The 14,138-nt window shown below is 51.6% G+C and carries 15 protein-coding genes; 9 read left to right on the top strand and 6 right to left on the bottom strand.

Translation table 11 applies throughout. The features are described 5' to 3' along the window. The first annotated feature begins 115 nt into the window (after positions 1-115). Together BST81_RS12705 and BST81_RS12710 are read left to right on the top strand one after the other, a co-directional pair. A complete protein-coding gene (locus BST81_RS12705) occupies positions 116-1,078 on the top strand; it encodes a hypothetical protein (RefSeq protein WP_143780326.1) in 963 nt (320 codons plus the stop codon). After that, a complete protein-coding gene (locus BST81_RS12710) occupies positions 1,075-2,631 on the top strand; it encodes a bifunctional ADP-dependent NAD(P)H-hydrate dehydratase/NAD(P)H-hydrate epimerase (protein ID WP_075598872.1) in 1,557 nt (518 codons plus the stop codon). Before BST81_RS12705 ends, BST81_RS12710 begins: the two co-directional genes overlap by 4 nt. On the opposite strand, the gene BST81_RS12715 is transcribed toward BST81_RS12710, so the two are convergent. Genes BST81_RS12715 through BST81_RS12725 form a run of 3 tightly spaced genes read right to left on the bottom strand, consistent with a single transcriptional unit; the run spans position 2,576 to position 5,142 of the window. Beyond that, on the bottom strand, positions 2,576-4,096 hold the full coding sequence (locus tag BST81_RS12715) for an AAA family ATPase (protein WP_075598873.1): 1,521 nt from the start codon (positions 4,094-4,096) through the stop codon (positions 2,576-2,578). The genes BST81_RS12710 and BST81_RS12715 overlap by 56 nt on opposite strands. A gap of 59 nt (positions 4,097-4,155) precedes the next feature. Beyond that, positions 4,156-4,629: a VOC family protein gene (locus tag BST81_RS12720; RefSeq protein ID WP_363079973.1), complete on the bottom strand. Its 474-nt coding sequence runs from the start codon at positions 4,627-4,629 to the stop codon at positions 4,156-4,158. 3 nt (positions 4,630-4,632) lie between these two features. After that, positions 4,633-5,142: a TIGR02652 family protein gene (locus BST81_RS12725; RefSeq protein WP_075598874.1), complete on the bottom strand. Its 510-nt coding sequence runs from the start codon at positions 5,140-5,142 to the stop codon at positions 4,633-4,635. A gap of 185 nt (positions 5,143-5,327) precedes the next feature. On the opposite strand from BST81_RS12725, the gene BST81_RS12730 reads away from it, so the two are divergent. Together BST81_RS12730 and BST81_RS12735 are read left to right on the top strand one after the other, a co-directional pair. Next, complete coding sequence (locus BST81_RS12730; protein WP_075598875.1) at positions 5,328-5,870, top strand: gamma carbonic anhydrase family protein; 543 nt, start codon at positions 5,328-5,330, stop codon at positions 5,868-5,870. 180 nt (positions 5,871-6,050) lie between these two features. Next, positions 6,051-6,164 carry a photosystem II protein Y gene (locus tag BST81_RS12735; protein ID WP_216351338.1) on the top strand — a complete coding sequence of 38 codons (114 nt, stop codon included), beginning with the start codon at positions 6,051-6,053 and terminating at the stop codon, positions 6,162-6,164. A gap of 159 nt (positions 6,165-6,323) precedes the next feature. Here the strand turns inward: BST81_RS12735 and BST81_RS12740 are convergent, their stop codons facing one another. Then, entirely contained in the window at positions 6,324-7,844 is a 1,521-nt protein-coding gene (locus BST81_RS12740) for a hypothetical protein (protein ID WP_075598877.1), read from the bottom strand. Between the two features lie 642 nt (positions 7,845-8,486). On the opposite strand from BST81_RS12740, the gene BST81_RS12745 reads away from it, so the two are divergent. The 4 genes from BST81_RS12745 (at position 8,487) to BST81_RS12760 (ending at position 11,888) form a co-directional block, all read left to right on the top strand. Continuing rightward, positions 8,487-8,846 (top strand): LapA family protein, encoded by a 360-nt coding sequence (locus BST81_RS12745; RefSeq protein WP_075598878.1) that lies wholly within the window; start codon positions 8,487-8,489, stop codon positions 8,844-8,846. A gap of 158 nt (positions 8,847-9,004) precedes the next feature. Then, positions 9,005-9,850 carry a ScpA family protein gene (locus BST81_RS12750; protein WP_075598879.1) on the top strand — a complete coding sequence of 282 codons (846 nt, stop codon included), beginning with the start codon at positions 9,005-9,007 and terminating at the stop codon, positions 9,848-9,850. Between the two features lie 183 nt (positions 9,851-10,033). After that, a complete protein-coding gene (locus BST81_RS12755; RefSeq protein ID WP_075598880.1) occupies positions 10,034-11,212 on the top strand; it encodes an NDP-sugar synthase in 1,179 nt (392 codons plus the stop codon). Positions 11,213-11,405: 193 nt separating this feature from the next. After that, positions 11,406-11,888: a single-stranded DNA-binding protein gene (locus BST81_RS12760; protein ID WP_075598881.1), complete on the top strand. Its 483-nt coding sequence runs from the start codon at positions 11,406-11,408 to the stop codon at positions 11,886-11,888. A gap of 121 nt (positions 11,889-12,009) precedes the next feature. On the opposite strand, the gene BST81_RS12765 is transcribed toward BST81_RS12760, so the two are convergent. Then, positions 12,010-12,501, bottom strand: coding sequence for a hypothetical protein (locus tag BST81_RS12765; protein WP_075598882.1), 492 nt, complete (start codon positions 12,499-12,501; stop codon positions 12,010-12,012). A gap of 13 nt (positions 12,502-12,514) precedes the next feature. Further along, positions 12,515-13,297, bottom strand: coding sequence for a hypothetical protein (locus tag BST81_RS12770; protein WP_075598883.1), 783 nt, complete (start codon positions 13,295-13,297; stop codon positions 12,515-12,517). Between the two features lie 210 nt (positions 13,298-13,507). On the opposite strand from BST81_RS12770, the gene BST81_RS12775 reads away from it, so the two are divergent. Continuing rightward, positions 13,508-14,083, top strand: coding sequence for a tetratricopeptide repeat protein (locus BST81_RS12775; RefSeq protein WP_075598884.1), 576 nt, complete (start codon positions 13,508-13,510; stop codon positions 14,081-14,083). Positions 14,084-14,138: the final 55 nt, after the last annotated feature.

A 14,138-nucleotide genomic window follows, 5' to 3' on the forward strand; every position in this document is an offset into this window, starting at 1 on the left:
TCTGCAACGAATCATCCTTCTTATACAGGCTAACATTCGTCATCTGAAAATCCCTGTGCTAGCATGGCCGCAAATTTGACAGGTCAAACCTGCATGGCAAGTGGGAGTGAGGATTATGACAACACGATCGGGGAACGGGACAGTACCCAAAAAATTGATCAACGGGCAATCCCTATGGCCTTTCTTTGCAATGATGGCTGGGGGAATCGCTTTGATAGGGCAACCCTCGGCAGAGGCCCAGCCTCAGACCCAATACAGTCGTCTGGTTCGAGCCAATCCTGACCCTACTGGATTGATCAGTCCTGAGAAGCTGATGCAGCCAGAGTTTAAGGTGTCCTCCACCACCAATATGGCAACCAACTCCCTCCCCACTGCGCCTGTGCATCCCGGCAATCATCGTTATGCCCAAATTCCTGCCGTCCCGATTCCCACCTCTAGCTACACCGATCCGAACAATCTATACACCACACCCTATGTCACGCCCTATGCCGGTCAGTACTTTGTCTATATAGACAGCGATAGCCGCACCCTTTTGCAGCAGGTCCGATCTACCGTTGAACCCACAGCTTTTTTGAAGTCCTATGCCGGGCGGCAGGTCATTCAGGCTGGTTCCTACAACAACTTTGCCAACGTCGAACAGCAGATTAGAACGTTGCAGGCCCAGGGTTTTTCTGGAGTCGGCTATGGCACTGTGCCGAACAGTACCTACGACAATTTTGGGGTACCGTCCATTCCCCCTGTAACTTCCACAACCCCCTATCCCACCCAGGTCACAACCTCCCCTAATACGGGCATCACCTATACTGCCCCCGGAAGTCAGGTCGGAATTTTGCGCCCGACGATTCCTTATGGGGCAACGGCTTACTACGTAGTGATTCCGGGGAACCCGGAACAACTCTCTTTTCTGCAGCAGCGCGTGATCGGTCTGGGGGCAGATCTCAGTGCTGTGCAGCGACGTGGTGCCCCTCGTGGCCCCCATATTGCTGTCGGTCCTTTTTCCGATCGAGGCTCGGCTGAAACCTGGAGCAACTATTTCCGGGATAATGGGCTGGATGCAAGAGTTTATTACGGCAAGTGATTTCTAAAATCAGCTTACATAATCAGGTGGTTGTTACAGCCGCCCAGATGCGTGCGATCGAAGAACGGGTGTTCGCTGCCGGGATACCTGTGGCAGCCCTGATGGAAAAGGTTGGCGGACTGATCAGCCGCTGGGTTCAGACCCATTATCCCCCAGAGCAATGCCCCCAGGTTGGTATTCTGGCCGGACCAGGCCACAACGGGGGAGATGCCCTGGTGGTGGCTCGGGAGTTACATTTTCGTGGCTATCGGGTTGTGGTTTACCAGCCCTTCTCTAAAATGAAGGACCTGACCCATCACCATGCCCGCTATGCCCACAGTCTGGGTCTTACTTTTCATGACTCGATCGAGGCGCTGCAATTTTCCGATCTGATCCTGGATGGCCTGTTCGGGTTCGGCCTGGAACGGGAGTTAACCGATCCAGTGAAAGGGGCAATTGATAGCCTGAACCAGTGGTCCCAACCGGTGGTTAGCATTGATCTGCCGTCAGGGTTACAGACCGATACGGGAGCCAGATTGGGCACGGCAGTTCGAGCAACCTGGACTCTCTGCCTGGGGCTGTGGAAGCAGAGCTTGTTGCAGGAACAGGCCCTGGAATTTGTCGGGCAGGCTGAATTGATTGATTTCGATCTCCCGATAGCGGATATTCAGGCTGTACTAGGAGAGGAACCTGCTGTGCAACGGATTACAGCAGAGCAGGCTCTGGCCTATCTGCCCCTGTCCCGACCCCCCTCGACCCATAAATATCAAATGGGGCATGTGCTTTTGATCTGTGGATCTCTTCCCTATGCTGGGGCGGCGATCCTCTGCGGACTGGGAGCGCGTGCGACTGGGGTCGGAATGTTGTCAATCGCCGTGCCAGAATCCCTGAAACCGATGGTGTTGGCCCAATTACCGGAAGCCTTGGTGATCGGTTGTCCGGAGACGGCGGCGGGCGGAATTTCTCGATTGCCTGCGGAGGTCCAACTGGATCGCTACGATGTCGTTGCCTGTGGGCCAGGGTTAAGCTTGGAAGCGGATCGACTGGTGCAACAGGTGTTGGAAAGCGATCGCCCTCTCGTGTTGGATGCAGATGGCCTCAACCTCCTGGCTCAACACAATGTGGTTGGAACCCTGAAAAATCGTCAGGCCCCCACGGTCCTGACCCCCCATCTGGGAGAATTTCGCCGGTTGTTTCCTAAAATTGCCGAGACCATGGTATGCCGCATCACTGCGGTCCGCAGCGTTGCAGAGGCAACTGGAACGATCGTCCTGCTCAAAGGCGCACGCATTGTCATTGGCAATGCTCAGGGACGCATCTGGATTAATCCAGACAGCACCCCTGCCCTGGCCCGGGGTGGAACAGGAGATGTGTTGACTGGCCTCATCGGCGGTCTCATGGCCCAAGGGGGTAAATCCAGGGATGGTATGGCAGCCCTGGTGCAAAGTGCAGCCTGGTGGCATGCCCAGGCTGGAATTCTGGCTGCCCGCGAGCGGACCGAATTGGGAGTGGATGCCTTTACCTTATCCCAATCTCTGATCCCAGCGATCGCCGACGTTTTACGGCTTGGGTGATGTGCTGCAGTTTCAATTTTGTTCTGGGAGAAGCCATAACCTCCAGAGCAGCCTCACGGGCGATCGTCTGGATTTCACCCCCACTGATCGCCCAGCGGTGTGCTAACGTCTTCCAGTTTAAGCGGGGGTCCAGGGAAACCTGGGCTGGGAATGCCTGCTGCCACAACTGCAGACGGGCCTGTTCATCCGGCAGGGGAAATTCCAGGATCTGGTCCAGTTGCTGTCGCCATGGCCACCGCATCCCCTGGGGAAAATCCAAACTTAGCAGGGTGATACTGTCAGTGGCCCGCCGTTGCTGTAAAAATCGATTAATTTCGACTTCAGGTAAGGGAGAGAACCGACCCAGCCAGTATCGGGCAGATTTGATCAACAAGACTTTGGGCGATCGGGCTGCAATCTCCTGCAGTAACTGAGCATATTCTGTTTCTCCAACCAGCATCAGATCAATCCAGGTGAGATCGGTCTTCAGAGCCTGGGCGATCGCGGTGGCAGCGGTAGTTTTCCCGGTTCCGGTTGGGCCTATCAGCAGGACCACTGCCCCAGAGGGCCTGACTGACTGACTCAGAGAATCCGCAGACGCCACACGCTGGGACAGGGACTGGAGCTCTGCCAGCAGGGCAGGGGGGAGCAGCAGATCGGACCAGGTGACTCTGGCTGGACGATCGTTCAGGAGCAGCGAGGGCTGGGACAAGAGTTTGATGGACGAACCCGTCTGGGGCACTGACTGGAGCAGGGCTTCCAGGGCTTCTGGGGTAGGCTGATCTGCCAGCAAATAGTTGACCAAGGGCGCAGCCAGTTGCAAGCGCTGGGCTAAAAAGGTGTCCTCCTGCCAGGCCAGCGATCGCAACAGGTGCGGGTGCAGCAGGGGAGAGTCAGAACTGAGACGGGCCCGGGCCATCCGCCATTCCAGATCGTTACGGCAGAGCAGGCGCAGCACCAGATCAACTGTGGGTAGATCGCTGCCAGCCCGCCCATCTCTCCTATTTCGCAGGGCATCTCCCGGCAAACACCCCTCTGGCAACGACTCATTCCCCTGAAGATAGCTGTAAATTCTGGCATACCGACGATTGATTTCGGGTGCCAGACTCATCAAGACCACATTTTTTTCAAATCCCGTTAATTGCAACCGATCGCAGAATATCGGCAGACCCAAATGGATGCCCTTCTGACAACTGGCCTGAATTCGGGCCTGGATCTGCTGCTGATAACTCAACTTCCCAACGGCATCCGATGCGACTTTGGGGGGAGTGCCATCGTCGTAGGACGCCTCTCCATCAACCAGAATCAGTCCTTTCCACCAGTGGCTGGTTACCCGATCGGCCCGCGATTGGGTAACCCGCTCTACCTCCTTACTTTCCTTTCGCTGACGGGCTACAGCCATCATCAATACCCGATCCAGCCAGTTGAGTTCTGCCTTGAGGTAGTTCCAATTATCTGCAAAATACTCAACCCGATCGCTTGGCATATCCGCCCCCTTTCCTGATGAATAAGCTTTCTGAGGGGATATCTCTGGTAACACACCCCTTATTCCTCCCGCTGGCTCAGGAGTCGAATGAACTCAAGCGGCAACCCATCTGCATCTGCAATAAAGGCAACCTCATAGATCCGGTTGCCAATCATTTGCTGAGTCGGTGCCAACAGGATCTTCAATGGCTGCCCCTGTTCTGGAGAGGTTTCTGCAGCCCGGTTGATTCGTTCACCCAAATCCATCAACCAGGACGAAAGATCGGCAGTGACCTCTGTCAGGTCGAAGGACAAATGGTAATACCCAGTATAGTGCTCGTCTCCAAAGGCATCCATAACCGGATGGGGTTTGGGGATCTGGATCAGCTCAATCCGACCAGCCAGCCCCTCCATCCAGCAGGCCAGGGTATAGCCTGTGGTAAAGCGCTCCTGAACAGTAAAACCCAGGTGTTCGTAGAACACGATCGCCCGGAAAATATCGGCAGTGCGAATCGAAACATGATGCATGGTGTCTGCTCCTTCTGTCGGAGCCATCCGCTATTCAAATAACCTGAAATAGGGGTAGCGCACCGGCGCACCGGGTTCTTTTTCTAGGTCAAAGTTAATCACATCCCAGCAAGATTCTTCCTCAGAGTCAGGACTGAAATCCACAGGAAGACCGTAAAGCTTGGGTCGTGGAGAATCCGTTTGGTTCCGCCAGGGAGTACTGCGCTCCAGATAGGCGCTGATCAGCTCCTTATAACGGCGCGCAATGATCACCCGCGTTGCCCGATAGCCCTGAGTATAAAGCCGGTCCAGTGCCTCATGGATTTCAAACCGAATCCCATCGGGATGGGTATGCTGGCGATACCATTCATTATTCCAGCGTCGCCAATGGCGTCCCGACTGAAGATGAACCAACTCTCCAGTCTTGGGGTTTGCTTCAAAGGCCCCATGGCGCTGGCATAGATAGGTATCCGTTAAAGTCAGAGCCGGAATGACTTGACGACAGTGGGGGCACTGAATCTCAGGACCAAATATGGGGTACTGCAAGCCTGGACTTATCATGTAGTACGTATTGCATGCATTTGTGCATCAGTGCCTGTAGCCTTATTATACCTGGTTATACTGGCGACAAGAGGGCATCGTCAGCAGGATTCCAGGGTACTCTTGACCCTTGCAGAAGAGCTAGAGTTCCCGAAATTCTCTGCTAAATGCTTTAGAATTCAGGCTGGACGATCTGGCATTGCGTGATGACTGAGTTTAAGCCCTTCCCCTTTCCTCCTTCCTACTGGCCTGCGCCCGATCTTTCCCATGCGGCGTTTGTGGCGGCGAATGCGATCGTCCTGGGCAATGTTGAAGTTGCTGCCGGAGCCAGTATCTGGTACGGTGCTGTGATTCGGGGAGATGTGGAGCGGATTGCGATCGGAGCCTGCACTAACATTCAGGATGGGGCCATTCTCCATGGTGACCCAGGAAAACCCACGATTCTGGAAGATCACGTTACGGTCGGGCATCGGGCCGTCGTCCACAGTGCCCATATTGAGTCTGGTTGCTTGATCGGGATTGGGGCAACGGTGTTGGATGGGGTCCGAGTCGGCCAGGGCAGTATGGTTGGAGCGGGGGCTGTGGTGACGAAAGATGTACCCCCCCGATCGTTGGTGGTGGGCATCCCGGCCAAAATCCTCCGCGAGGTGTCGGATACTGAGGCAGCGGAACTGCTTGAGCATGCCCGCAACTATGAAAAACTGGCCTTGGTCCATGCCGATCGGGGAACGGATCTGGGGTTTGTTTAGGCCGAATTCGCCGGTCTGGACTCATCCCCAACCTTCAAAACGATCCATCGCAATATTCCAGAGTTTTCCTATGGATTTCCCGAAAACTTCTGTAAAAAATCGGCCCGCTTAGGATAAAAATATGAGTATGAGAATTGTTCAAGGAATTTAACTTTAAAGAGGGGAGGAATCGAAATGGATATTGATTTTCGTATTGCTATCGTCCTGCTGCCCGTTATTCTTGCAGGAAGCTGGGCGGTCTACAACATTGGACAGGCTGCCCTGAGACAAATTCAAGGCTTTATGAGCAAGTAAGGCTGATTGCTTTTTAAGTGGGTGGCGATGGAATCCACTCTCAATGCAGGACAGGCTAAAGAGCCTGTCCTGCTTTTTGTTGAGACAGATTTATACCGGAGTAGAGGGCCAATCTCCCGACCTTAGTCCTGCGAAACCGGTTGAACAGGTATCAAATTCTTACAAAATCTCAGAAAGATCCAGATCCGGATTGATATCATCCTGTTCATCCAGGGAAAATGCCTCCGGATCAGGTTTTGCAGCCCTGGCCTGACGCTGTAAAGAGAAAATCCGATAATTGTTGACCTGATCCAGGAAATCTGTTGGACACTGTTGCTGCATCTCTCCTGGAGCCTGGTTGGCAGAGGGTTCTGAATTACCCTGATGGGCATCCGCCATCTTGATCAGGTTGTACTCGACGTTTTCGGCATAGATGGCAAAGGTGACATTTAATACTTCCAGAAAATGAATGACCCACTTACAATCATTTTCCGGCAAATTTCCGTAATACTCGATTAACTTGGCAATCCGCGCTTCCAGATAGAGACGGCTGTTACGCGAAATCAAAATGATTTTGAGTAGCAACACTACCAGCGGTAGTGGATTTCCAGCAGAAACCAGCGAGATAAACAGAGGAGAAGGTTCGCCCTGTTCCTCAGTGGTGACATACTCAATGACACGATTGCAGGTTCTTAACAGCAGCGCATCCGTAATGGTTTCGGTCTGATGATGGGTGTAGAGAACAGACAACTTCTCGGCTAGCCCCCGATGGATCGTCTCCACAAATTGCTGATCTTCTACCGCAAAAGTCAAATACTGTAGCAAACTGGCTTTGAACTCACTGAAGCGCATGCCATTGATTTGCTTGACGAAAATGTGAGCCACATTGGTATAGCTAAACTGCCCCCGCCTGACCAGAATCAGTTTGATCAGACGCAGTGCTTCATCCCCCAAGGCTGTGGGATTAACCGGGGTGTTGGCCTGGGCAGGGTGGGATGGGCCTCCTTCCGGGTCAGACACCACCTTGGGCTGCGATAAGCGGGATTGTGAACGGGTCACATACATGGCCAAATCAAACTTGAACCGCTCCCGCAGTTGTTTGGAAAGCACTCTGGCGGCTTCTCGTTGTTCGATCGGATTGTCCAGGTCCGCATACTGAGGCGCAAGTAGAAATGACGTATAGCGCTGCTTCCATTGGCCTGGGATCTGGCTCTGATCGACTTCATAGCGAGCCGCAAACAACTTCAATTCCTGAAAGTCATGGCTATCCAGGAAAACTGCAATCCAGATCCTCAGGCGCTTGAGCGTAGGAGACTGGGTTCTCTGCTTGAGGGCAGGGTCGGAAAAAAGCTGAATCAATTGGGTGATGTATTCCTGTTTTCTGGTAATCGCCCAGTTATTAATCAGGATGTAACAGCACCGCTTCAGGGTATTGATGAACTCTTTTTGGTTATTGCTAAAAATAATTTCATAGACCGCCGAAAACACCTCGGAGCTGAAGGAGTTCGCGTGGTAAATGAACAAGTTTTTGAACTCAAGCAGGACATCCTCAGGGGGCCAGTGCTTAACAATCTCTAACAGAGAACTGTAAATTACTTCCTGAGCCTGCTGAATGCCACGCCTTCCTTTGCTGGTTTGCTTTGAGGAGTCGCCTTTCTCATTGCCACCAGGAGCGCCTTTTCGGATGATGTTCCCGATCATTACTTGATACTCAGGATGATACGGTTTTATGTAAGGTGAAGACAAAAACTAGCTGGAAGAGTTGCAACCCTGAAGGAACATCAATAATGATTGACTGAGATTAGCATAACAATATTAGCGGGACTATTTTTCCTTAGAATGAAAATTTGGAAAAATAACCTCAAAGTTGGTCGTTCCTTCATTGTATCAGTAAAATCACTGAGGCTCAGAGGTAAGCTCTCTCAGAGGGGGAGTCCTGGCAAAGCCGATGTCGATCTTTCCCTATTCACAATCTTTCCCTGTTCATTGTAAATTCACCTTCGCTTCATTATTACTTCATCTCCTAAGATGTAGACACAAGACCTAAAGAGCATTATCCGGACTTGAATGAAAAAAGCTTTCAATCTCAGGGCTGATTGCTGAAGCTATTTTTTAAGGAGCCTGATAAGCTTTCTCATATTGATTACTTCTGATATCAGTTTTCCAGACTGAGTAGTTTTATCGAAATAACTGAAAACTCTGTGGGAGAGGCTCGGGGAAAAGCTTTGCCCAGTAAGGCCCTGTATCCCCACATCCCACGAGCTCAACCCCATCAGACTCACAACAATGGAAAGCTGTTACGTGAAGTTTAATCAGTAGCTGTGGTAATGAGGACTCTATGCCATGCGGCAGTTTAATTTTGTCATCATCTTTGTTATCTGTCTGGCGTTCGTCTTATTTAGTCTAGAAAATACAGAGCCCGCCGGCATTCAAATTATTGAAGGTGTTCAGGTGCAGGCACCTCTTTCCGTTGAGCTCCTTCTGGCAATGGGAATTGGGGCCGTTTTGGCCTGGGTGTTTAGTGTCTGGACTCAACTCCAACGGGTTGTCGAAACCCAAAAGGAAGCCCGTGAGATTCGAGAGAAAGAAGAAGCTATTGTAGAACTCCAACAAGATGTGGAACGATACAAGGCCGAATTACAAGAACAACGTCGATTGCTACCAGCCGCAGAGGGGACTGCTCCTAATGAAGGGTCTTCATGAGCATGGCGTGAGGGTATGTCTTTAGAGAATGGGTGTCCCTGTTAAGATTCTGAATCTGCCAGAACTCTCGAGTCTCTGGGTCCCTATAGCCCTGTTGATGCTGATTAGTTTAATGGCAGTTTACCTCGCTCGCATCAGCCTCAAGTAAGGCTTCACCCATGACTGAGTCCCTGGCCCAAAATGCGATCGCACTGTTGATTGACCTGGCAGAACAGGGGGAAATTGATCCCTGGGATGTCAAGGTCATTGATGTGATTGATCGTTTTCTCAATCAACTCAGAACCAGCACCAGTGTCGCAACTGGTCGGGCCACTTATGAAGCAGACCTGTCCCAATCGGGACAGGCGTTTTTATATGCGTCAATGCTGATTTTGCTGAAGGCAGATAGTCTGGCTCGATCGGAATCGGGAGAACCTGAGGCAGATGCCCTGGCTGGGGCAGAACTTCTGGAATCCGAGGAATTATCCTTGACCCAGATGCCGTTGCATCTGGACCGTCAACTCCGGCGACGAGCTGTGGCCCAACCTCCCCAACAGCGTCGAGTGACGCTGCAGGAGCTCATCGATCAGCTGCAATTGATCGCAGTTGCTATGGAGGAGACTGTTCCCCGGGTTCGGCCTCGACGCCCTCGCCCCCAATCCCGTAGTCAGGCTGTGCGCGCGATCGCCCAACTGGCCCATCAGGAAAATCTCACGGAAGTTGCGATGGAACTGGAACAGTTTCTCTCAGAGCAATGGGGGCAAATTTCATCCGGGCAGGACTGGATCGTGTTTGAAGAACTCTTGCAAGTTTGGTCGGGCACAAGGCGAACCATTAATTTGCGGGGAGCACCTGGGCATTCAGAAACTCAGCACAGAATCAGTGAGCGAGTCAGCATTTTCTGGGCGCTCTTGTTCTTAGCGGCTCAATCTAAAGTTGAGCTGTCTCAAGCAGGGTTCTATCAGGACCTTGCCATCAGACCTCTGAACGACACAACCACCCAAACTTGCTCAGAGGTAGAGTAAAACGTACAGAAGACTTGAAATCCGGGTAAATTATAAGTTGTTGCCAAGCAAGATGGTCTGCTATGGGCTTCCGAGAAGCCTGTAAAGACAAGCCCTCATTCAAATCCTTGCTCAATGGCATTTCTATCAAGCCTTGAATGTCTGGTTCTTTAAGTTGTGGTTTAGGTTAAGGGACAAACATCTATGAAAGCCATGATCCTGGCAGCCGGTAAAGGGACCCGTGTTCGCCCGATCACCCACACAATTCCCAAGCCCATGATTCCGATCCTGCAAAAGCCAGTCATGGAGTTCCTGTTGGAATTGCTGCGCCAGCATGGATTTGATCAAATCATGGTGAATGTGAGTCACCTGGCCAATGAAATCGAGAGTTACTTTCGAGATGGTCAACGATTTGGAGTCCAGATTGCCTATTCCTTTGAAGGGCGTATTGTCGATGGGGAACTTGTGGGAGAAGCTTTGGGTTCAGCAGGAGGGATGCGCCGAATTCAAGACTTTTTCCCCTTCTTCGACGATACCTTCATTGTTCTTTGCGGCGATGCCCTGATTGATCTGGATCTGGCGGCTGCAGTAAAGTGGCATCGTCAGAAGGGTTCGATCGCAACTGTGGTGATGCGATCGGTTCCCCGGGAAGATGTTTCCAGCTATGGGGTTGTCGTTACAGACGAAAACGGGTTGATTAAGGCTTTCCAGGAAAAACCCAAAGTTGAAGAGGCTCTTAGCACGGATATCAACACCGGGATCTATATCTTTGAACCAGAAGTCCTGAACTACATTCCCTCTGGCGTGGAGTATGACATTGGGAGCCAGCTCTTCCCGAAGCTTGTAGAGATTGGTGCCCCCTTCTACGGTATTCCCATGGATTTTGAATGGGTGGATATTGGTAAAGTTCCGGACTACTGGCAGGCCGTCCGAGGGGTCTTACTGGGTGAGATTAAGAATGTTCCGATTCCTGGCCATGAAGTCGCTCCAGGAATTTATACCGGGCTGAATGTGGCCGTCAACTGGGATAAGGTAGATATCCAGGGGCCGGTTTACATTGGGGGGATGACCCGGATTGAGGACGGGGCAAAGATTATTGGCCCCAGCTACATTGGCCCTAACTGCTGTATTTGTAGTGGTGCAACGGTTGATAATAGCGTGATCTTCGACTACTCTCGCCTTGGACCAGGCGTACGTCTGGTAGATAAGCTGGTCTTCGGGCGTTATTGCGTGGACAAAACAGGGGCGACGATCGATGTACAGGCCGCAGCCTTAAACTGGCTGATCACCGATGCCCGACAGGCCATGCCGTCGCAACCTGCGGTAGAACGACAGGCGATCGCCCAATTACTGAGCCCGGACGGCAATTATTCCCATCCCTAAGTAAACTGGGCAACAGGGCACATGCATGGCATCAATGTGCTTGCTATCATGGTAGTACTTACGTTCTATTGACAGATCCCGTACCCTATGGGGATTATCTGAGTCAAATGACCGAAGTAGCTTTGATTCATGCAGGTCTATAGTTTAGGGACCCTAACAGGGTTCACGACCAGTACCAGGAGTAATACCACCCATGAATAGCTGTGTTTTGATGGCAGAAATTGTAAGCGAACCGCAACTCCGCTACACTTCTGATAACCAGGTGCCTATTGCTGAAATTCAGGTGGAGTTTCCAGGCTTCCGCCCGGAAGACCCACCGGCCCGACTGAAAGTAGTTGGCTGGGGTAATCTGGCCCAAGAAATCCAGGATCGTTATCACCAGGGCGATCGAGTGATTATTGAGGGTCGCTTGAGTATAGTCACGATCGAACGACCAGAAGGCTTCAAGGAAAAGCGCGCCGAGCTGACAGCTCAGAAAATCCATCCCCTGGGGGCAGACGCAGGCACCTATACAGTTGCTGCTGCCTCAGCCGAGATGCCTGATCCTGCTGCAGAAACAACCCCCAAACCCAAAGCTTCAGTTGTTTCTGAATCGAAGGCTCGCCCTGCTGTAAAGAAGTCTGCCGCGCCAGTTGTGTCGGCTTCTGAAGCTAACTATGACGATATTCCATTTTAGAGCCTGACCTTGAATTGGCTCAGATGGGGTAAAAACTGCCACACTCTACAGACTCGATCGCGCCCTGAGTGAAGTCAAGGGGCACGATCGACGAACCAAACGAGGCGATTCCTGGCCCCATTCAGAGACTCAATCTATTCCCCAATCTGACTTTTAAGGACACATAGGGTGGAAATTGGTGATGCTCAGCGATGAGCCACAGGACCAGCAGCAGATGCAGGAGGAAAGTTATGCTGGTCCAGACCAGTGGAAAGTCCCAGGTGTCCTCTCCCAAAGTCGGAAATATGTAGGATGTCAGACCAATCAACAGGGGAGGAAAGGTTACCAGGATTACCCCAACAAGCCAGATCAGCCAGGTCAAATCCGTATTTCCCTGGTGAAGGGGTTGCCAGGAACGCCCCGTCCATCGCCAACCCATAGGTTGGGAAATATCTACGACATGAACGGATTGGGTAACCAGATTAGCCGTAAAGATGTGATGGCAAAAGTTACAGGCAAAGGCATCCATCAGGGTGATCCCTGTAATCTGACCATGACGACAAATAGGACAGGTGAAAGCCTCCTGATAATCGAGGTTACGGGATAGGACGCTTTGTGGGTGAACTTTATCCATTTACAGGATCCATTTACAGGGCACTGGCTACAGGATTCCCAACTGATTTTATAATCTCAACCCCATTCTGCTCCAGGATCACAACAGGTTCATTTCGCTGCTTGAGCTTAATATCCTTGACGCGGACCCTACCACTGGCCAGATAATCTCCCACTTTAACGGCTCGACCCGAAGGATCCTCTGGCGATCGTACAATAGCGCTGAGCTGGTTCCCAGTTTGCATGACTCCCATAATCTGGATGGCATCAGCGGTGGCTGTCGGGGAAGCAGGAACCACGATCGGGGTAGGATTCCCTATCCCAGGTGAAACCGGGGGCAGGCCCGTAGCATTGGAATTTGGCTGCAGGGTCGGCAAGGGAACCGTCGTTACTTGAGGCAGGTTGCGGCCACTGGTGGCTACCGGGGGCAGAACAGGGGCAGACTTGATCGTTGCGGGTTGGATAGCCACGACAGCAGGGCCTGGAATCACCGTAGCGAAAGGATCCCGACGGCCTCTGGAAACAATGGCCAATCGCTCCTCAATATTAGTTGGCGGAATCAATCCAGCCACAGAAGTCAGGCGAAGCTTAGACCCCTTGACTAGAGGTTTAGCAAAGGCCTGATCTGCAGATTTTGAGGGAGATATCACAGGCTTGCTGGGAGGTTGGGTTCCATAGACTTGTTGAGAAGTCCCCGGTGCGGGAGAAATCCGATCAGGAACAGCGGCTTGTTCAGTTGATTTCTTAGCTGAACTGCACCCTGCCAGAAGCAAAACCCCAAGGCTCAGGCTACCCCAAAAATACTGTGACTTTTTCATGTGTCCTCCTCACAATCTCCAGACAACGATAGCCTCTATCCAGAATTTCGACCACAAAAATAGCTTTATATTGCGAGAAATCATGCTCAAGATTTAAGAAAAATCAAATTTGCCGGTTGACCCCTATAAATCCGGTTCACCTATTTGGAATCAGGTATGGTGAAGAAGGTCGGTTGTACGTTCTATTAACCTTTGAGTATCGATTTTCCTATGACAACCAGTGAAACAGATTGGTTTTCTCAAGGAGTAGCAGCCTTTCAGCGGGGCGACTACCAATCAGCCCTAAAAAGTTACACCCAGGCAATTCAAATTAACCCTAATTATGTCGAAGCTTACGCGAATCGAGGCGCAACTCGACGTAAGCTAGGGGATCATATTGGCGCGATCGAAGATTTTACCCGCGCCATTGAAATCAACCCTGATGAGCCTAAGGTTTACGTTAATCGGGCTGTGGTACAGTCGGAAATCGGCAATAAGTTGGAGGCAATTTCTGATTACGATCGGGCCATCAGTCTGAAACCGGATTACGCCAAAGCCTATTACAACCGGGGAATTGTGCGGGCGGAGTTGGGCAACAAGTTAAGAGCGATCGACGATTTTGATCAGGCAATCGAAATTGACCCTAACTATGCCAACGCATACTACAAGCGAGGTTACAACCATCGCCAACTGGGAGAAACGGATCTGGCTCTGGCCGATTTCCAGATGGCCGCCGAGTTATACCGACAATTCGGGTTAATGGAAGAATGTGACAGTGTGATGGCTGAAATTCAAAAACTGCAATAGAAAAATCCAGCTCAAAATGGCGGGAACTGTTCAAGGGCGCAGCCGGAGAACACCT

This window comes from Leptolyngbya sp. 'hensonii' (genome assembly GCF_001939115.1).
GTDB lineage: Bacteria > Cyanobacteriota > Cyanobacteriia.